Genomic DNA, 19,859 nt, shown 5'->3' with positions numbered 1-19,859 from the left:
AGATTTTTACCATGAAGAAACACCTATTTGGAATCGTTCTGACGGTTCTTACTACTGTCAACATTTATGCGCAAGGCGATGTGCCGGCAAACAGGCAGGCTATTATCGATCAGATCAAGAAAGAGATATTGGATTCGTTGAGAAAGAATCCGGGCTTATTGGATAAGGGAGTGGCGGAAGGCGTTGGTACAACGGCGGTTCAGGCACCTGCCAAGATCCCATTTGATGATATCGAAACCAACTGGCAAAATGGTAGCGACCGAAGGGATTCGCTCCCTTTTGCGGGCAAGTATTTCACTCCGAGCCTGATGGTGGACCTCAATTATACCTATTCGTTCAGGAATCCGATCGATAATACGGTGGTTGGCTCCACGGCGTTGGCCAGGGACAATGAGATACAGCTTTCGCATCTCATACTTGGGGGCGAGTTCAACTATGATCATGCAAGGGCCAAGGTATCTTTGCAATTGGGCACGCGGTCGCAGGTCATTCCGAGAAACGATCTGAGTCCTTACCGGGGGCAATATAAATTGGCCGATGTCTATCGTTATTTGAGCGAGGCGTATGCCGGCTACCATTTCGACAAATGGTATGGCATCAATGTGGATGCGGGCCTATTCCTCTCTTATATCGGGCTTAATTCCTATTACCAGGTGGAGAACTGGGAATACCAGGCATCCTTTACGTCGGATAATACGCCGTGGTTTTTCAATGGGGTGCGAATCCAGATCTTTCCGACCAAGCATTTGAAGATAGAACCGTGGATCATCAACGGTTGGCAGAGCTATGGCAAGTTCAACTCGATGCCTGGTTTGGGGGCCAATGTCACCTGGAATCCGACCAGCAGCTTCAAGATCCTGACCAATAATTATTATGGCAAGGATGCGGCCGGTATTCCGAATAGAAAAAGGTTTCATTCGGACAACAGCGCACTGGTGAGGTATTATAATAATCCCGGGTCGAAGGGGATCAGCAGGATGGCCTTTTCGGTGACGGGCGATCTTGGGTTTGAAAAGGGGGGTGGAGTGAACGGGTTCAAGGATGGCGATGCTGCTCAGGGTCCTGCGCAATATTTTTTGAGCGCCATGGTGTATAATCGGATATGGTTTGGCAAAAATAAATTTGCCTGGACCGTCGGGGGTGGTGTGATGACCAATCCCGGCCGTTATCTTGTGCTGTATCCTACGGGGCAGGCGAGTCCGCTGCCCGATCCCAACAATCCTACGCAGACGGAGGGGAAGTTTCCGTTCAGCGCTAATCCGGGAGATCAATTCAAGGGATGGGATTGCTCGACCAATTTTGACTGGATGCCGAACCAAAGTATTGCTGTCCGGTTGGAATATGTACACCGGCATGCGAGCGTGCCGTATTTCGCGGGACGGGGCGGGGTAACGTCTCCGAATGGGTATACGACGACGCCGTTGCCGCCGGATTGGAGGCCTGACCTGGTGAAGTCGGAGGACAGGGTTATCCTGGCCATCTTATTCAGGTTGTAGTTTGCCCCGATAGGTAAGATCGAAGAATAGGAGTTGGAATAAGGATTAAAAATAAATACAATTATGTTAAACGCAGTAGTGTTGAAAGCGGGTATCCTGCTTGCCATTGCAATGCAGCAGGTTCCGGCGTCGGCGGTCATGAATTACCGGATGGTAGGAAAGGAGAAGTATCAGGTTGTAGATTCGTCAGGGTTTTTCATCTATAGCAAGAGAAAGCTGGTGCAAGGCGAGAAGATAGCGCGTCCGGAGACTGTATTTTACTTTAGTATAGATTCCCAGGGGCCTTTGCGGGAATTGACAAGGGCAAATCTCGAGGATGTTTTTGCGTCGAATGCAAAGTTCCGGTATGCGCTGGAGCAGACATTCCGATCGGACAAGCAGTTGCTGGAGTATGACCGTTATCTCAAAATGTATAAGATAAAATACTTATATAATCAAAGCCTTCAGGAATAGAATCGGACGCTGATGGCGGGGTCAGGCTGCCGTCAGGTTTATATCTGCCTGGGGCTCGGGTTGAGTGATGGGCAGGGCTACTGTTACGCGCTTGCCGCCGATCACCCGGAAGTAAACAAGACTTACTACGAGGGAGCATAGGACGCTCGCCAGGATCGAGATCTTCGAGATATTACTGAATTCTCCTTCGCCAAATGCGAGCATGGTCGTGAAAATGGACATGGTGAAGCCGATGCCGGCCAGGGTGCCCATGCCAAAAAGCTGGTTCCATTGCGTGTTGGAAGGCAGGTGGGCGATGTTACAGGCGACCATGAGGCGGCTTACGAGGAAGATACCCAGGGGTTTGCCGATGACCAAACCGCAGATGATGCCTATGCCAACGGTGGTGCCAAGGGATTGGATCATGCCCGCGGGGAGGAGGATGGCGGTGTTAGCCAGTGCAAAGAGGGGTAGTATAAAGAAGTTGACGGGTTTATGGATAAATTTTTCGATGAGGGCCAGGTGTTTCACCGGCATGGCGAAAGCGAAGAGTACGCCGCTGATGGTGGCTTCGACACCCGATTGCAGGAGCCCATACCAAAGGGCCAGGCCGAGGATGATCTGCAGGAGACCGAATTTCACTTTTAGAAAGTTGCAAAGGAGGAGGGCGCCGTAGATAAGGCCGGCGATGGCGAGCCATATTGGATGAACGTGTCCGCCGTAGAACAAAGCGATGACGATGATGGCTCCGAGATCGTCAATGATGGCAAGCGCGAGCAGAAGTATTTTCAAACCCACGGGGAAACGTTTGCCGAGCAGGGAAGCGATCCCTACGGAAAAGGCGATATCCGTAGCAGTTGGTATTCCCCAGCCGTGTGCGTGTTGGGTATGGAGGTTAAATGCGGTGTAGATCAATGCGGGGAAGAGCATGCCGCCGAAGGCGGCGCCGAAGGGGAGGATGGCTTTTTTGAAAGAGGAAAGTTCGCCGTTGAGTAATTCTCTTTTTATTTCCATACCGGCCAGGAGAAAGAAAAAGGCCATCAGGAAATTATTGACCCATTCGATGGGAGAGGAAGGGAGGTGGAGTGTGTCATGGCCTGGCAATGCTGCTTTCCATCCGTTGGTGTACCATCCGCTGCCGGTGGAATTGGCGATGACCAACGAGACCAGGGTGCAACCGATCAGGAGGACGCCGGTTGAGCGGCTGTCGTTGAGAAAATCCCGGAGGGGGGTCATGATCGGGTGGCGGTGTGATTTGGATTGTGCAGTAAGAAGTGCCATGGTCAGTCAATTTAGAAATAAAAATTATATATGTTTATTCTTACCTTTCTCTTAAAATTACTGAAAATGGAGGGAATAGAACAATATTTCGGCGATATGAGTAAAATATATACATATATTTTGTAATTTAATATTTACTAATTAATTGAAAGAAAGGCGATAAGAATTTTATCGCCTTTCTCAATTTTGCCATTGGGTTAATCGACATAGCCATGGACTCCCATTTCCGGAATATCCAGGCCGGCGACTTCTTCTGCCTCGGGAACACGCAGGCCGATCTTTGTGCTCTTGATGATTTTAAAGAAGCCATACATAACCGCGAAGACGAAGACGAAGCAGACCAGGCCGCCGATCAATTCAGCGAGGAATTGTTTGGCATCGCCATAGAAAAGGCCTTTTACGGTGCCAGGGACGCCGTTCCATCCGTCGCCATATTTTCCGTCCGCAAACAATCCCAGGGAGAGCACACCCCAAAAGCCGTTTGCTCCATGAACGGCGAAAGCTCCAACGGGATCGTCTATTTTCAATTTCCGGTCGAGGAAATTATAGACAATTACAACCAATATACCTGCTATGGCGCCGATGATAATTGCGCTGGTGGCATTTACAAAGGCGCATGGGGCGGTGATAGCTACGAGTCCTGCGAGCATTCCATTAGCGAGCATGCCGGGATCGGGCTTACCGTATTTGCTCCAGACGTATGCCATTGCTGCCAGGGCTCCGCTTGCGCTGGCCAGCATCGTATTGACGGCGACGACGCTTATACGAAGGTCGGTGCCTGCCAGCGTAGAGCCGGGGTTGAAACCGAACCATCCGAATGCCAGAATGAAGGTGCCGATGATCGCCATGGGTATATTATGGCCGGGGATGGTATTTACGCTGCCATCTTTCCCGTATTTCCCGATGCGGGGGCCGATGACTATCGCGCCGGCGAGGGCGGCCACGCCGCCTACTTCATGTACGACGGAGGAACCGGCGAAGTCCACGTGTCCGTGACCCAGACCGAAGTTGGTACCCAACTGTGCGAGCCAGCCGCCCCCCCAGACCCAGTTACCGAAGATGGGATAGACGAACATGGAGATGAAGAATCCATAGACAACGAAAGATTTGAATTTCCATCTTTCCGCCATGGACCCAGTCGGTATGGTAGCCGTAGTATCCATGAAAACCAATTGGAACAGGAAAAGAGTGAAAATGCCTACGTCATAAACATTGCTGTTGAGGAAGTAGCCGGCTTTCCCCCAGAGTCCGAAATCGTGTCCGAAAAGATGAACGGTGAATTCGGAACTGGCGACGCCCGCGGCTCCTCCCAGGCTAGCTACGTTGAGAGCTCCGCCAAACATGAATGCAAAACCGCATATCCAGAATCCAACGACACCGATGGCATAGACAAGGAAGTTCATCGCCATGGTATGGGCGACGTTTTTCTTTTGTGTAAAGCCTGTTTCCACCATTGCAAAACCGGCCTGCATGAACATGACGAGGAAGCCGGTTATCAGGGTCCACATGATGTTGATCGCGATCTTATTGTGGCCGCTTGCATTGCCGACGGTATTTACCGTGGCGAGCATTTTGTTGAGAACGGTGTCCTTCGTGGCTGCCAGGGTATCGATGCTAAGGTCCTTGATAGAACCGGTGTTCGTTCCCGCCGGGTCCTGGGCCATGGATACGGAAGGAATCAGGAAGATGAGGAACATACCCAGCGCGGCTGCACGAAGAAGGCAGGAAGGAATGTTGAATTTCGGCATGACTTTTAATCCCATTTGCTTAGGTGTTTTTGATTTTGAAAGAATAGTTGGTGCTGATTTAATTTAGTTAATTGGGCAGGTCAAAAAGAATATATTGCTGCGAGGATAAAGCTGCCGGAGGTTTTGGTGGATGTGCCGTCATGTTTGGAAAATATCTCTTCACTGGCATGGTCGATCCGGAATTCCGGGATGAATATGAATCCGTCCACTTTGAAGTTGGCTGACAGGGTCGTCGCGAATATTTTAGAGGGGGCAGGCAACTTCACGCCGTCCTTATCACTGAAATACTCGCCGCGCAGGGTCAGACCGCACCAGCTTGCCGGATCGAGGTTCAGGTAAACCGCGGAGCCCCACCAGGTTCTCGAAACGGAGTGATCCTCTTCGGAAAGACTTGATTTATTGACGGTGCCGTTGACCCCCAAACTGAAAATATTGCTGGCTTTGATATTTGCCACAAGGTCATATTGATGGATCTTATTGTCGGCTACATCGCGTCCGCCGACGTAGTTGAGGAAGAGCTTGAGATTATCATTCGGCGCATAGCTATATTGGGCGATCAGATTTTTGTTTTGCTGGCCGCCCGCGGGAATCGTCCGGTAATCTGTGGGGTTAGCTACGCCGATCATAAACCCGCTTTTGCCAAAGGTGAGGTCCGCCCTGAGGCCAGTGTGGGAGAACGGACCGTTGGTGAACATGTAGGACATGCTGTAGTTGCGGTTGGCAAAGGCATCCAGTACTTCGTAGCCGACGTGGGTGGCCCAGGAGCCGCCGGTAAACTTGATCCAGGGGGCCGGGGAGTAGCTTATATATAATTGTTTGATGGCCTGGTCGATGCCTTTGCCGGCGTCGGCATAGTCGAACTCACGGGCCCTGGGGCCGAAGCCGAGGTCGGCGACCATGTCCAGTTTGGTTGTCTTATATTCGAACTTCACGGAAGCCATTCCCAGGGTGAATTGATCGTGAGAATTGGTGAAACTGGTGAGGTTGTTGTTTATGCGGGCGAAATCGTAGCGGTAGTAAACGTCGGCCGAGCCGGTGATGGCCAATGCGGGCGGCGTTTTTTTGACCGTGTCTGTGCTTTGAGCGAATCCATCAAGGGCGAGACCAATAAATATGATGATATTACATATGTGTTTTTGCATGGTTGCTAGTTTTGGTGATGAAAAAATGGATTCTCCACAGGATGGACAAAAAAGGGCAAAGTCGCTTCAAGTCCCGGGTCTTGCTACCGGAACCTTATAGCAACAGCAATCGCGAAATCACATTATAAATATTTGTAATTAATGATCTTGTTGCCAAAATATGAATTATTGAATTAACTTATAGAAATAAAAATATATAAAATGAATTGTAATATGTATTTTTTAGTACGACTATGGTCATATAAATATATGATGTATAGTTATTTATAAATAATATACTAAAATTGTAGGCTTTTTAAATATTGATATTTTTTAAAAAATAATAAATATTTTTATGTTTTGTTAACGTCGAGGGCTCTTATTGCGGGGAGGGAGTTGTCAAAATGGGTGGCGGGTTTGCCGAAATGGGGTGCGAGGGCGGCGGCGGGCGGCGGGGAATGTTTTTGCCGGATGCCCGGTGGGTGGTGGTTACGGGGTGGATCTCTGGGTCGGAAGGGCTATATTGGGTCAAATTTACCAGCGTGACCCTTTATAATGCGTTTGCGATCCTGACGGTGCTGGCGGCGCTTTTTGCTTATCTCAATCATCGCTTTATCCGGCTTCCGGGGACGATCGGGATCATGTTGATCTCGTTGCTTTTGTCGCTGGCGCTGCTTGTGGCGGGGTGGATCGATCCGGCGTTGGTGGGTGGGATCACGAAGTTGATCAAGAGCATCGATCTGTATACGATCGTGATGAAGATCATGCTTCCTTTCCTGCTTTTTGCGGGGGCGATCCATGTTCATGGAAGGAGGTTCCTTTCGCAGCGATGGTCGATCCTGACGTATGCGACCATCGGGACCGTGTTGTCTACGTTCGTGGTGGGGGTGTTGTTGTTTGGGCTTTGTCGGTTGCTGGGTTTTCCGTTGGGCTTTTTGTACTGTTTGCTTTTTGGGGCGTTGATCTCGCCGACGGATCCCATTGCCGTGTTGAGTATCCTGCGGCAGGCGCATATTCCGTCGACGCTGGAGGCGAAGATCAGCGGAGAATCTCTTTTAAATGACGGGGTGGCGGTGGTGCTTTTTATCGCCATTTATGAGATCGTCTCGCCGGGGCCGATCCAATTCGATGCCTGGCATATTACGGGGCTTTTTCTGCAGGAGGCGGGGGGCGGGCTTCTTTTTGGCGGGCTGCTGGGATATTTCGGCTTCTATTTATTGAAGAGCATCGATCATTACCAGGTGGAGGTGATGCTCACGCTGGCGCTGGTAATGGGAGGGAACCTGCTGGCGGACCAACTGCATATCAGCGCGCCGATAGCGATGGTTGTCGCGGGGCTTATTACGGGCAATATCAGCCGGGCGGAGGTGATGAGCGATACGACGAGGGACTATGTCGATAAATTCTGGGAGATGACGGATGAGTTCCTGAATGCCATCCTGTTCCTGCTGGTGGGGCTGGAGCTGCTGGCGCTGCCTTATAACCGGATGTATATCGTGCTGGGTTTTCTCTGCATCCCTATCGTATTGCTGGCGCGATATCTTTCGGTGCTTTTGCCGATCGGGTTCCTGAAGTATCTGACGACGTTCGAGAAGAATGCGATCCCAATATTAACGTGGGGAGGGTTACGGGGAGGTATTTCTGTTGCGCTTGCGCTGTCTATTCCCATCGAGATGGAGGGGGAGCTTTTTCTTGTCGTCACCTATATCGTTGTGTTGTTCTCTATCCTTGTGCAGGGCCTGACGATCGGGAAGATCGCGAGGAGGCTTGCTTAGGAAGGTCGTCTTTTTGATCAGAGTGCGATGAGGCTGGCATCCTTCCTTTCCAATTGAGAGGCTCCGATGAGGTATTCGTCGACTTTGCGGGCGCATTCGCGGCCTTCGCTGATGGCCCAGACGACGAGGGATTGGCCGCGGCGCATATCGCCGGCGGTGAATATCTTGGCGATGTTGGTCTGATAATTCTTTTCGGAGGCCTTTACGTTACCGCGTTCGTCGAGCTCGATGTCAAGTTCTTTGAGGAGGCCTTTGTGCTGGGGGTGGACGAAGCCCATGGCGAGGAGGGCGAGTTCGCAGGGGAGTTCCTGTTCGCTTCCGGGGACTTCGGTGAAGGCGGCCCTGCCGTCCTCATTTGTTTTCCATTCGAGCTTTACTGTTTTGAGTGCCTTGAGGTTGCCGTTGGCATCGCCGATGAATTCCTTTGTGGCGATGGCCCAGTGTCTGTCGGCTCCTTCTTCGTGGGAGGAGGAGGTTTTGAGGACCATGGGATAGGTGGGCCAGGGCATCTGGGCGGTGCGGCTGTGCGGTGGTTTTGGCATGAGCTCGAACTGGGTCACCGACATTGCCTTATGGCGGTTGGAGGTGCCGACGCAGTCGCTGCCGGTGTCGCCGCCGCCGATGACGACGACGTTCTTATTGGTTGCGAAGATGTTCTCGCCTTCTACGGGGAGATGGCTGACGCGTTTGTTTTGTTGCTTGAGGAATTCCATTGCGAAGTGGACGCCTTTGAGATGGCGGCCGGGGATGGGCAGGTCGCGGGGGACCGTGGATCCGCCGGCGAGTACGATGGCGTGGAATTCTCTCAAGAGGTCGTTGATGCTGATATTGGCGCCGACTTCGGCATTGCATTTGAAGGCGATGCCGGCTTCTTCCATCAGCTTAACGCGTCTTGCGACGACCCATTTTTCGAGTTTGAAGTCGGGGATGCCGTAGCGGAGGAGGCCGCCGGGCTGGTCATCGCGTTCGAAAACAGTGACGGTATGACCGGCTGCGTTCAATTGGTCTGCTGCGGCGAGTCCTGCGGGGCCGGAGCCGACGACGGCAACCTTCTTGCCTGTGCGCAGGGTCGGGTGATTGGCTTTTACGAATCCTTTATCGAAGGCGATCTCGATGATATGGCGTTCGATCTCCTCGATGGCCACCGGGGGCTGGTTGATGCCGAGGACACAGGCGCTTTCGCAGGGTGCGGGGCAGATGCGGCCTGTGAATTCGGGGAAGTTATTGGTGGAGGTGAGGATCTCGTAGGCTTCCTGCCATTGCTGGCGGTAGACGGCGTCGTTGAATTCGGGGATGACGTTGCCCAGGGGGCAGCCGCTGTGACAGAAGGGGATGCCGCAGTTCATACAGCGGGCGGCCTGATGGTTCAGTTGTTGGTTTGAATACGTGTTGACGAATTCATTGTAGTCTTCCTTACGTTCGCTGACGGGGCGTTTGGAAGGAAGTTCGCGGTTGTATTCTAAGAAACCTGTGGGTTTGCCCATAGTTGATCATTTTTGGAGTGCCAGGCTACAGAGAACAACGGAGTGGCTGAGTCACACATGAGAGCCTACTCCGCGTTCTCAATCGTTGGAATTACCTTTGAGTAGTTCTCTGTAGCCGGGCTTCTTTTTCCAATAGTACTTTTTTATAATCTGTCGGGAAGACCTTTACAAAATGCTGTAATTGATTTTCGAAGTCGTCGAGGACAAATTTCGCGACGGTGCTGCCGGTGTAGGCATAGTGCCGCTGGATCATGTCCCTGAGCTCGGTGGCATCATCGGCGCTAACGGGATCGAGGTCGACCATCTCGCGGTTGACATTTTTGCCGAAGGCGCCCCGGACGTCGTAGACGTAGGCGATGCCGCCGCTCATGCCGGCTGCGAAGTTGCGGCCGGTGTTGCCGAGGATGACGATGCGGCCGCCGGTCATATACTCACAGCCGTGATCTCCCACTCCTTCGACGACGGCTTTTACGCCCGAGTTTCGGACGGCGAAGCGTTCGCCTGCTTTCCCGCGGATAAAGGCTTCACCGGAGGTGGCGCCATAGAAGGCGACGTTGCCGATGATGCTGTTGTCTTCGGGGACGAAGCCGGCGTTTTGGCTGGGGTAGACGATGAGTCTTGCCCCTGAGAGGCCTTTGCCGAAGTAGTCGTTCGCGTCGCCTTCGAGTTCCAGGGTGACGCCTTTTGTGTTGAAGGCGCCGAAGCTCTGGCCGGCGGTGCCGGTAAACTTGAAGTGGACTGTGTCCTGGGGGAGACCTTCGGCTTTATAGCGTTTGGAGATCTCGTTGGAGAGGATGGTCCCGGCGGTGCGGTCGGTATTCTTTATCGCGAACTCGGCGAACACTTTTTGCCGGTGATCGAGCGCGGGTTTTGCCGCATCCAGCAGTTTCCAGTCAAGGACATCGGCGAGGCCGTGGTCCTGTTCTTCCTGTTTGTGCAGACCGGTGTAGAGACTTGCGGGTTCCTTGTAAAGGATCGGGCTAAGGTCGAGTTTGCCGTATTTCCAGTGGCTGACGTTCTCGCGGATCTGCAGGCTATCGACCTGGCCGACCATTTCATCGATGGTGCGGAAGCCGAGCTCGGCCATGATCTCCCGGAGTTCCTGGGTGATGAATTTGAAGAAGTTGACCACGTGGTCGGCGTCGCCAGTGAAGCGTTTGCGGAGTTCGGGGTCCTGGGTGGCTACGCCGACGGGGCAGGTGTTGAGATGGCATTTGCGCATCATGATACAGCCTTCCACGACGAGGGCGGTTGTAGCGAGGCCCCATTCTTCGGCGCCGAGCAGGGTGGCGATGGCGATGTCGCGGCCGGTCTTCATCTGGCCGTCGGCCTGCAGGACGACGCGGCTGCGGAGTTTGTTCTTCACCAGGGTCTGGTGGGATTCGGCGAGGCCGAGTTCCCAGGGCAGGCCGGCGTGGCGGATGGAGCTGAGCGGGGATGCGCCTGTGCCACCGTCATGTCCGGCGATGAGTATGACATCGGACTTTGCTTTTGCGACGCCTGCCGCGATGGTGCCGACGCCGGCCTTGGAGACCAGCTTCACGCTGATGCGGGCGGCGCGGTTGGCGTTCTTCAAATCGAAGATGAGCTGTGCCAAGTCTTCGATGCTATAGATGTCGTGGTGCGGGGGCGGGGAGATGAGGCCGACGCCGGGGGTGGAGTGGCGGACCTTGCCGATCCATTCATCCACTTTATGACCGGGTAGCTGGCCGCCTTCGCCGGGTTTTGCGCCCTGTGCCATTTTGATCTGGAGCTCGTCGGCCATGGTGAGGTAGTAGCTGGTGACCCCGAAGCGGGCGGAGGCTACCTGTTTGATGGCGCTGCGCATCGAGTCGCCGTTCGGCAGGGGCTCGTAGCGGAGCTCGTCTTCGCCGCCTTCGCCGGTGTTGCTTTTTCCGCCGAGGCGATTCATCGCGATGGCGAGGGTCGAGTGGGCTTCATGCGAGATGGAGCCGAAGGACATGGCGCCGGTGGCGAAGCGACGGTAGATCGCTTCGGCGGGTTCCACTTCCTCGATGGAGATCGAAGGCCTGTTGCGTTTGAAAGTGATCAGGGAACGCAGGGTTGCGGCCTTCTCGCTTTGATCGTTGACGGCTTTCGAATATTTTTTGAATGTGTTGTAATCGTTCATCCGCGTCGAATACTGGAGCAGGTGGATGGTCGTGGGATTGAAGAGGTGGAATTCCCCTTTCCGTTTCCACTGATAGATACCGCCTACGGGCAGGCGTTCGACCGGGATGTCTTTCCTGCTGAAGGCGAAGAAGTGCTTTGCGAGAACCTCTTTTGCTATTTCATCGAGGCCCATTCCTTCGATGCGGGAGGTGGCGCCGGTGAAGTATTTGTCTACGACGCTCCGATTTAGTCCAATGATCTCGAAGATCTGGGCGCCCTGGTAGGATTGGAGTGTGGAGATACCCATCTTGGAGAAGACTTTGAGGAGTCCTTCGTTGACGGCTTTTGTATAGTTCTTTTTCAGCTGTTCGGCGTCGAGTTCGGTCTGGAGCCGGCCGCTGAGCTTCATATCCCGGATGCTGGACAGGGCCAGGTAGGGGTTGATGGCGGTGGCGCCGAAGCCGATGAGGCAGGCGAAATGGTGTACTTCCCAGACGTCGCCGGCTTCCACGATGATGCCTACCTGACCGCGATAGCCTTTGCGGATGAGGTGGTGGTGGACGGCGGAGCAGGCCAGCAGCGAGGGGATCGGTGCGTGGTCGGAGTCGATGGCCCGATCGGTGAGGATGAGCACTTCGAAGCCGTCTTCCACGGCGTCGACTGCGTAGCGGCAGAGGCGATCGATGCCTTTTTGCAGGGAGCCGGGTTTGCCGTCGGCGCGGAAGTAGGTTTGGAGCGTCTTTGCCTGGAAGATGCCGGTGTCGATGGAGCGGATCTTTTCCAGCTCATGATTGCTGAGGACGGGATGTTTGAGTGCTACGCTGTGACAGGCGAGGGGGTCTTCTTCCAGCAGGTTGGCGTTACCGCCGACGAAGCTGGCGAGGGACATGACGAGGCGTTCGCGGATCGGGTCGATGGGCGGATTGGTCACCTGGGCGAAGAGCTGTTTGAAATAGCTGCTGAGGTGCTGGGGCTGATCGCTGAGAACGGCCAGCGGGACATCGGTGCCCATGGAGCCAATGGGTTCTTTGCCGTCGAGGGACATGGGGGCGATGAGGGTATCGAGATCTTCCGTGGAGTATCCGAATGCTTTCTGGTATTTGAAGATCTGGTCGTGTTCGAGATGGGTGAAGAGGACCCGGGGTTCGGGCAGCTCTTCCATGCGGATCTTGTATTTGTTCAGCCACTCTGCGTAGGGCTTTTGAGCGCAGATGGTTGCTTTGAGGTCGTCGTCGCTGATGATCTTTTCCTGTTCGAGATCGACGACGAACATCTTGCCGGGCTGCAGGCGACCCTTCTCTTTGATGAGGCGCGGGTCGACGGGCAGGGCGCCGGTTTCACTGGCCATGATGACGCGGTCGTCTGTCGTCACGCAATAGCGGGACGGGCGAAGGCCGTTGCGGTCGAGGGTGGCGCCGATGATCTTGCCGTCGGTGAAGGAGATGGAGGCCGGGCCGTCCCAGGGTTCCATGATGGAGGCGTGGAATTCGTAGAAGGCTTTCTTTACGGGATCCATCTGATCGTTACCATCCCAGGCTTCGGGGATGAGCATCATCATTACATGGGGCAGGCTGCGGCCGCAGAGGGTCAGCAGTTCGATGACGTTATCGAGGCAGGCCGAATCGGAGGAACCTTCCGAGATGATCGGGAGGAGCATGTCCATCTCTTCCTTTGTGAAATAGGGGGTAGTGAAGGTCTTTGCGCTCGTCTTGAACCAGTTAAGATTTCCCTGGAGGGTGTTGATCTCGCCGTTGTGGGCGATGTATCGGAAGGGTTGGGCGAGCTTCCACGAGGGGAAGGTGTTGGTCGCGAAACGGGAGTGGATAAGGCCAAAGGAGGAAACGACGCGTTTGTTGCTGAGGTCGGGGAAATAGTTCCGGACCTGGCCGCTGGTGAGCTGGCCTTTGTAGACAATGGTCTTATAAGAAAGTGAGGCCACGTAGAAGCCGATGGCGTCCTTTTTTATCGTGTTGTTGATGGTGTTGCTGGCGTAGTTGCGCAGCAGGAACAGCTTCCGTTCGAAGTCGTCGGGCTGTTTGATGTGGTCGGGGCAGGCGATGAATACCTGTTCCATTTCCGGTTCTACGCTAAGTGCTGTCGGGCCGATGCCATCGGGGTTGACGGGAACTTTGCGATAGCCGAGGATCTCGAGGCCCAGTTTTTCGGCGCTACGGGCGAAGATGTCGCGGCATTCTTCCTTGAGGCGGATGTCCCGGGGGAAGAAGAGCATCCCGACGCCATATTTGCCATAGGCGGGGAGGTGGATGCCGAGGCGGATGCATTCATCGAAGAAGAACTCGTGGGGAGTCTGGATCATGATGCCGGCGCCGTCGCCGGTGTTGTTCTCACATCCACAGGCGCCCCGGTGTTCCATGTTCTCGAGGATGGTCAGCGCGTCGGAGACGATCTGGTGGGACTTGTTGCTTTTGATATTTGCGACAAAACCAATGCCACACGCATCGCGTTCAAATTCAGGAGAGTATAATCCTTCTTTGATCATTTTTGCTAGCAAGATTAGACATTTTTCAAAAAAATTACTGTTTCCTTAGAATTTCGTATGGCATTCGCGATGATCAGTTGGCTAAAATTACGCAAAAATTTGATTTGATGCGCGATCCTGCTAATTTTTCTTGTTTTAATTGTCCACAGGGTTGGTGGGGTTGTCCACGCGCCTTCGGCGCTGTTAGACCAAATAACTAAACAGGGTATTGTCCTTGTTCAGCTCGGTGTAATTGATGTTAAATTTTTTCATGTTATGGATGAGGGTCTCGTAGTCTTCGCGGGCGGACAGTTCGATGCCGACGAGGGCGGGGCCGGTCTCTTTGTTGTGTTTCTGCATGTATTCGAACCGGGTGATGTCGTCGTTTGGTCCGAGGACATGGTTGACGAATTCTTTGAGTGCTCCGGGGCGTTGGGCGAAGGTGACGAGGAAATAGTGTTTGAGGCCTTCGTATTGAAGGGATCTTTCCTTTATCTCCTGCATGCGGTCGATGTCGTTGTTGCTACCGCTGACGATGCAGACGACGGTCTTGCCTTTTATGAGGTCGGCGTGATGGTCGAGGGCGGCGATGCTGAGGGCGCCGGCCGGTTCGACGACGATAGCGTTCTCATTATAGAGCTGCAGGATGGTGGAGCAAACGAGGCCTTCGGGTACGGTGGTCATTCCGTCGAGGACTTCGTGGCAGATGCTGTAGGTGAGGTCGCCGACGCGTTTGACGGCGGCGCCGTCGACGAAGCGGTCGATGTTCTCGACGGTGACGGGGTGGCCGGCTTTGAAGGCTGCGACCATGGAGGGGGCGCCTTCGGGTTCGAGGCCGATGACCTGGGTTTTGGGAGAGTAGGTCTTGAAGCATGCGCCTGTGCCGGAGGCGAGTCCACCGCCGCCGACGGGTACGAAGAGGTAGTCGATGCCTTCTTCGCCGGGTGGGAGGTCTTCGAGGATCTCTACGGCGACGGTGCTTTGGCCTTCGATGATCCGGGGGTGTTCGAAGGGTGGGATGAAGGTCATTCCTTTTTCGCGCGTGTATTGTTGTGCGGCGAGGTTGCAGTCGTCGAAGGTGTCGCCTGTGAGGACGATCTCGATGTTCTCTTCGCCGAACATTTTTGTCTGGGTGACCTTTTGCCGGGGTGTGATGATGGGCATGAATACGACGCCTTTTACTCCGAGCTTTTTGCAGGAGTAGGCGAAGCCCTGGGCGTGGTTGCCGGCGCTGGCGCAGACGACGCCATTGGCGAGCTGTTCCTTTGGCAGGCTGACCATCATATTATACGCGCCGCGGAGTTTGTAGCTACGGACGACCTGCAGGTCTTCGCGTTTGAGGTAGACGCGGCAGTTGTACTTTTTTGACAGGGTATGGTTGTATTGCAGCGGCGTATGATGAACGACCTTTTTGAGGCGTTCGGCTGCTGCGTGGAAATCGAGATCCCACCCCTTGACTGGGGTGGGGTCTGCGACGGTATTAGTTTGTGACTGCTTCACTCTTACTTGATTTTGCGGGTTGATTTTCGGGACGGAGGCTGCGCACTGTTTTGCCGGCCTGCCAGAGTTCGCTTTCGCGGAGTTCTTTGAGTTCGGCGTCGAGCTTTTCGCGATAGTCGGGCTGGCTGTTGGAGTCGATGCTGCGTTGGGATTCTTTTCCGGCGGCTACGCTCTCGTAGAGTTCGTTGAAGACGGGCAGGGTGGCGTCGCGGAATTTCTTCCACCAGTCGAGGGCGCCGCGTTGGGCTGTGGTGGAACAGTTCGCGTACATCCAATCCATTCCATTTTCTGCGACGAGGGGCATGAGGGATTGGGTGAGCTCTTCTACCGTTTCGTTAAAGGCTTCGGAAGGGGTATGACCTTTCTTGCGCAATACTTCGTATTGTGCGGCGAAGATGCCCTGGATAGCGCCCATGAGGGTTCCGCGTTCGCCGGTGAGATCGCTGTATACTTCCTTTTTGAAGTCGGTCTCGAAGAGATAGCCGCTACCGACGGCGATGCCGAGGGCGGTAACGCGATCTTTTGCTTTGCCGGTGGCGTCCTGGAAGATGGCGTAGCTGCTGTTGAGACCGCGGCCCTGGAGGAACATGCGGCGCAGGGAGGTGCCGGATCCTTTGGGGGCGACGAGGAATACATCAACGTCTTTGGGAGGGACGATGCCGGTTTGATTATTGAACGTAATCCCGAATCCGTGGGAGAAGTAGAGGGCTTTGCCGGGGGTGAGGTGCTTTTTCACGGTAGGCCACAGGGCGATCTGGGCGGCGTCGCTGAGCAGGTAGCAGATGATGGTGCCTTTTTCGAGCGCTTCTTCGATCTCGAAGAGGGTCTGGCCGGGGACGAAGCCGTCGCGGACGGCTTTATCCCAGGTTTTGGAGTTCTTGCGTTGACCGACTATGACATTGATGCCGTTATCTTTTTGATTCAGCGCCTGACCGGGGCCCTGTACGCCGTAGCCGATGACGGCTACCACTTCATTCTTCAGTGTCTGCTGTGCTTTGGCGAGAGGGAATTCTTCGCGGGTGATCACGTTTTCTTCCACGCCGCCGAAATTGAGTTTTGCCATGTTTGGTTTTTATTTTGTTGTTTGTTTTTGACCTGGTTCGGTTCCGTTGGAACCGCGTTTGTGAAGCGTTGATGTTTGTCCTTCGGACGACGGGCTTCCAGCCCGTCCGGTGGCCTTCGGACGACGGGCTTCCAGCCCGTCCGGTGGCCTTCGGCCGGCCGGCCCGTGGCCGTCCTACATTGAGAATACTTTGTCCTGTTCGTTGAGGTATTGATTTTCCACGACCTCTTCGCCGGGTTTGGTGAGTTCGAATTCCTTCAGCTTTTCGTGGAAGCCTGCGCTTTCCTTGATGATGGCGACGCGGGCGCTGCGGACAAACTCAATGAGGCCGTAGGGTTCGAGGACGGTGATGAGCCGGTCGATCTCTTCGCGCTGACCGGTGGTCTCGAAGACGGTGTAATCTTTACGGATCACTACTGCGCGGGCGCCGTATTCGCGGAGCAGGCGTTCGACCTTTACTTTTTCGGCGATCTCGTCGGTGGAGACCTTGTAGAGGGCGAGTTCCTGCCAGATAATTTCTTCGTTGGTGTTGTAATAGGCCTTGAGGATCTCCACCTGTTTTTCCAGCTGGCGGCAGAGTTTGCGAACCACTTCTTCGGTCTCGTTGATGACGATGGTGAAGCGGTGGATGCCGTCCACTTCCGAGGGGGAGGTGTTGAGGCTTTCGATGTTGATCTTCCGGCGGGAGAAGAGGATGGCGATGCGGTTGATGAGGCCGATCTGGTTCTCGGTGTAGACGGTGATGGTATATTCCTGCTTGTTCATGACTATAATTTTACTGCTGCGATGCGCAGCCTTTTATAATTACCGTACCAGGCGCCGTTGCGGTAATTGGTAGGTCGGACGGCTTCCTGTATCTCGGTGAGGATAGGATCGACGGCTCTTTCCGGGATATCGACGAAGAAGGCGTTCCCAAACATTTTTATAAATTCCTTGATCCCGTTCTCTGTGTCTTTGAGTTCCGTGGGACGATCGAAGTGAGCTGCGAAGCGAACGCGGAATCCTTTTTTCTCCAGCAGGGTCGTGTATTCGCTGATCGATGGGAAATACCAGAGCTGGGTGGATGCGTTGCTGTAGTAGCCGTGCCGGGTGAGGACCTTGCGGGTAGCGACGACGATCTCTTCGACGTTTCCTTTTCCGCCCATTTCGAGGACGAGCCGACCGCCGGGGCGGAGGGCTTCCGCCATGCAATCGACGGCGGCCTCTTTTTCGAGCACCCAATGGAGGACGGCGTTGGAGAAGACGGCGTCGAAGGGGGTGTCGAAGTGGAAGTCGGTGGCGGACATCACCCGGAGATCGAGGTCGGGATAGACGGCCTGGGCGCGTTGGATCATGGAATCGGAGTTGTCGATGCCGATGACGCGGGCGCCGGCCTGGGCGATGAGATTGGTCAGATAGCCGGTGCCGCAGCCGATGTCGAGGACGCGTTCCCCGTTTTGCGGGGCGAGCAGCTGGACCACATCTTCTCCGTACTTCGCGACGAAGGTATGCTTGTCATCGTAGAGAGTTGGGTTCCAGTTTGTATCGTGTTGTAATGTTGCCATTTTCGCTAATTATTTAAGTCTGATCTCACTTACGCTGCAGCCCTGGGGTACCATCGGGAAGACGTTGTTTTCCTTTCCGGTGAAGACTTCGAGGAGGTATGAGCCCTTATGGTCGAGCATGGTTTTGAGGGCTGCCTTCAGGTCTTTGCGATCGCTGATGCTGTTGCCTTCTATGTAATAGGCCTTTGCCAGGGCCACGAAGTCGGGGCTGGTGATATCGACGAAAGAATACCGTTTGTCATTAAAGAGTTCCTGCCATTGGCGGACCATGCCGAGGAAGCGGTTGTTGAGGATGAGGATTTTCACTTCTGCGCCGTATTGCATGATCGTACCCAGTTCCTGCAGGGTCATCTGGAAGCCGCCGTCACCGATGATGGCGACGACCGTTCGGTCGGGCGCCCCATATTTTGCGCCGATAGCGGAGGGCAGGCCGAAGCCCATGGTTCCGAGGCCGCCGGAGGTGACGTTGCTACGGGATTGGTTGAAGCGGGCGTAGCGGCTGGCGACCATCTGGTGTTGGCCGACATCGGTTACGATGACTGCATTGCCGCCGGTCAGTTCGTTGAGCACCTTGATCACTTCGCCCATGGTCATTTCCCCGGCGGTGGGATTCAGCTCGTTTTTGATAACGGCTTCTTCTTCCTGCCTGTAACAGTCTTTGAAGCGTTGGAGCCATTCGGGATGGGTCTTTTCATGGACGAGTTCCGTGAGCAGGGGCAGGGTCTCTTTGCAATCGCCCCAGACGGGTACGGTCGTCTTTACGTTCTTATCGATCTCGGCCGGGTCGATGTCGAGGTGGACGACCCTGGCCTGTTTTGCGTATTTGTCGAGGCGGCCGGTGACGCGGTCGTCGAAGCGCATGCCGACGGCGATGAGGACGTCGCAGTCATTTGTGAGCAGGTTGGGCCCGTAGTTGCCGTGCATGCCGAGCATCCCGACATTTAAAGGATGATCAGTGGGGAGAGCGCTGAGACCGAGGAGGGTCCAGGCTGCGGGGATGCCGCTTTTTTCCACGAAGGCTTTGAACTCCTGTTCCGCTTTGCCGAGGATGACCCCCTGGCCGAAGAGGATAAAGGGCCGTTTTGCCTCGTTGATCAGTTCTGCGGCTTTTGCGATATATTCCTTGCGAACGATGGGCTTGGGGCGATAGCTGCGGACGTGTTCGCATTTCGTATAACCCTCGTAATTGAATTTCTGTACCTGGGCGTTCTTGGTGATATCGATGAGCACGGGTCCGGGGCGGCCGCTGCCGGCGATATAAAATGCCTTTGCCAGTGCCGCGGGGATCTCGGTCGCGTCCGTGACCTGGAAGTTCCATTTGGTGACGGGGGTGGTGATGTTGATCACATCCGTCTCCTGGAAGGCGTCGGTACCGAGCAGATGGGCGAAGACCTGGCCGGTGATACAAACGACCGGTGTGCTGTCGATCATGGCGTCGGCGAGGCCGGTGACGAGGTTGGTGGCGCCGGGTCCGCTGGTGGCGAAGACCACACCGGTGCGGCCGGATGTCCTTGCATAGCCCTGGGCGGCGTGGATGCCGCCTTGTTCGTGACGGACGAGGATGTGCTTCAGCTTGTCCCGGTAATCATAGAGGGCGTCATAGATCGGCATGATCGCTCCGCCGGGGTAGCCGAAGATAGTGTCGACGCCTTCTGCGAGGAAGGCTTCGAGGACGGCGGCGGAGCCGGTCAACTCCCGCGCCACCGGGGCCGATTCTTTTGCGGCTTTTGACTTGGGCGGGGTGGATGTTGTGACGGGAGTTGCGGTTATATTACTCATACAATTCTTTTTTAAATGCGGACCACGGGTCCGCTGGCCGAAGGC

At 54.6% G+C, this 19,859-nt stretch carries 13 protein-coding genes; 3 read left to right on the top strand and 10 right to left on the bottom strand.

The window, feature by feature from the left end:
* Positions 1–11 precede the first annotated feature (11 nt).
* Entirely contained in the window at positions 12–1,496 is a 1,485-nt protein-coding gene (locus VHE34_RS06890; protein WP_325586053.1) for an outer membrane beta-barrel protein, read from the top strand.
* A 63-nt stretch (positions 1,497–1,559) separates the two neighbouring features.
* A complete protein-coding gene (locus VHE34_RS06885; protein WP_325586051.1) occupies positions 1,560–1,949 on the top strand; it encodes a hypothetical protein in 390 nt (129 codons plus the stop codon).
* Between the two features lie 21 nt (positions 1,950–1,970).
* On the opposite strand, the gene nhaA is transcribed toward VHE34_RS06885, so the two are convergent.
* The 3 genes from nhaA to VHE34_RS06870 form a co-directional block, all read right to left on the bottom strand.
* Positions 1,971–3,209 carry a Na+/H+ antiporter NhaA gene (gene nhaA, locus VHE34_RS06880; RefSeq protein WP_325586049.1) on the bottom strand — a complete coding sequence of 413 codons (1,239 nt, stop codon included), beginning with the start codon at positions 3,207–3,209 and terminating at the stop codon, positions 1,971–1,973.
* A 197-nt stretch (positions 3,210–3,406) separates the two neighbouring features.
* Complete coding sequence (locus tag VHE34_RS06875; RefSeq protein ID WP_325586047.1) at positions 3,407–4,972, bottom strand: ammonium transporter; 1,566 nt, start codon at positions 4,970–4,972, stop codon at positions 3,407–3,409.
* 65 nt (positions 4,973–5,037) lie between these two features.
* Entirely contained in the window at positions 5,038–6,099 is a 1,062-nt protein-coding gene (locus tag VHE34_RS06870) for an outer membrane beta-barrel protein (RefSeq protein ID WP_325586045.1), read from the bottom strand.
* A gap of 521 nt (positions 6,100–6,620) precedes the next feature.
* Here VHE34_RS06870 and VHE34_RS06865 point away from each other — a divergent pair.
* Positions 6,621–7,853, top strand: coding sequence for a sodium:proton antiporter (locus VHE34_RS06865; RefSeq protein WP_325586043.1), 1,233 nt, complete (start codon positions 6,621–6,623; stop codon positions 7,851–7,853).
* 17 nt (positions 7,854–7,870) lie between these two features.
* Here the strand turns inward: VHE34_RS06865 and VHE34_RS06860 are convergent, their stop codons facing one another.
* From VHE34_RS06860 to ilvB, 7 genes are all read right to left on the bottom strand, one after another.
* A complete protein-coding gene (locus VHE34_RS06860) occupies positions 7,871–9,337 on the bottom strand; it encodes a glutamate synthase subunit beta (protein ID WP_325586041.1) in 1,467 nt (488 codons plus the stop codon).
* A 91-nt stretch (positions 9,338–9,428) separates the two neighbouring features.
* Entirely contained in the window at positions 9,429–13,949 is a 4,521-nt protein-coding gene (gltB, locus tag VHE34_RS06855) for a glutamate synthase large subunit (RefSeq protein ID WP_325586039.1), read from the bottom strand.
* A 183-nt stretch (positions 13,950–14,132) separates the two neighbouring features.
* Positions 14,133–15,428, bottom strand: a complete 1,296-nt coding sequence (ilvA, locus tag VHE34_RS06850) for a threonine ammonia-lyase (RefSeq protein ID WP_325586037.1) — start codon at positions 15,426–15,428, stop codon at positions 14,133–14,135.
* Positions 15,409–16,491, bottom strand: a complete 1,083-nt coding sequence (ilvC, locus tag VHE34_RS06845; protein ID WP_325586035.1) for a ketol-acid reductoisomerase — start codon at positions 16,489–16,491, stop codon at positions 15,409–15,411. Before ilvC ends, ilvA begins: the two co-directional genes overlap by 20 nt.
* Positions 16,492–16,665: 174 nt before the next feature.
* Positions 16,666–17,256 carry an acetolactate synthase small subunit gene (gene ilvN, locus VHE34_RS06840; RefSeq protein ID WP_325586033.1) on the bottom strand — a complete coding sequence of 197 codons (591 nt, stop codon included), beginning with the start codon at positions 17,254–17,256 and terminating at the stop codon, positions 16,666–16,668.
* Positions 17,257–17,258: 2 nt separating this feature from the next.
* Positions 17,259–18,035, bottom strand: a complete 777-nt coding sequence (locus VHE34_RS06835; RefSeq protein WP_325586031.1) for a class I SAM-dependent methyltransferase — start codon at positions 18,033–18,035, stop codon at positions 17,259–17,261.
* A 9-nt stretch (positions 18,036–18,044) separates the two neighbouring features.
* The gene (gene ilvB / locus VHE34_RS06830) at positions 18,045–19,814 is read right to left on the bottom strand and encodes a biosynthetic-type acetolactate synthase large subunit (protein ID WP_325586029.1); all 1,770 of its coding nucleotides are present in this window, start codon (positions 19,812–19,814) and stop codon (positions 18,045–18,047) included.
* Positions 19,815–19,859 lie beyond the last annotated feature (45 nt).

This window comes from Puia sp. (assembly GCF_035546395.1).
Lineage (GTDB): Bacteria > Bacteroidota > Bacteroidia > Chitinophagales > Chitinophagaceae > Puia.
This window is presented reverse-complemented; position numbering and strand designations above follow the sequence as displayed.

Coding starts and splice junctions, on each gene's coding strand:
- VHE34_RS06860 (WP_325586041.1), bottom strand. CDS start 9,337: ATGGGCAAACCCACAGGTTTCTTAGAATACAACCGCGAACTTCCTTCC.
- ilvC (WP_325586035.1), bottom strand. CDS start 16,491: ATGGCAAAACTCAATTTCGGCGGCGTGGAAGAAAACGTGATCACCCGC.
- VHE34_RS06870 (WP_325586045.1), bottom strand. CDS start 6,099: ATGCAAAAACACATATGTAATATCATCATATTTATTGGTCTCGCCCTT.
- VHE34_RS06890 (WP_325586053.1), top strand. CDS start 12: ATGAAGAAACACCTATTTGGAATCGTTCTGACGGTTCTTACTACTGTC.
- VHE34_RS06835 (WP_325586031.1), bottom strand. CDS start 18,035: ATGGCAACATTACAACACGATACAAACTGGAACCCAACTCTCTACGAT.
- VHE34_RS06875 (WP_325586047.1), bottom strand. CDS start 4,972: ATGGGATTAAAAGTCATGCCGAAATTCAACATTCCTTCCTGCCTTCTT.
- gltB (WP_325586039.1), bottom strand. CDS start 13,949: ATGATCAAAGAAGGATTATACTCTCCTGAATTTGAACGCGATGCGTGT.
- nhaA (WP_325586049.1), bottom strand. CDS start 3,209: ATGGCACTTCTTACTGCACAATCCAAATCACACCGCCACCCGATCATG.
- ilvN (WP_325586033.1), bottom strand. CDS start 17,256: ATGAACAAGCAGGAATATACCATCACCGTCTACACCGAGAACCAGATC.
- ilvB (WP_325586029.1), bottom strand. CDS start 19,814: ATGAGTAATATAACCGCAACTCCCGTCACAACATCCACCCCGCCCAAG.
- VHE34_RS06885 (WP_325586051.1), top strand. CDS start 1,560: ATGTTAAACGCAGTAGTGTTGAAAGCGGGTATCCTGCTTGCCATTGCA.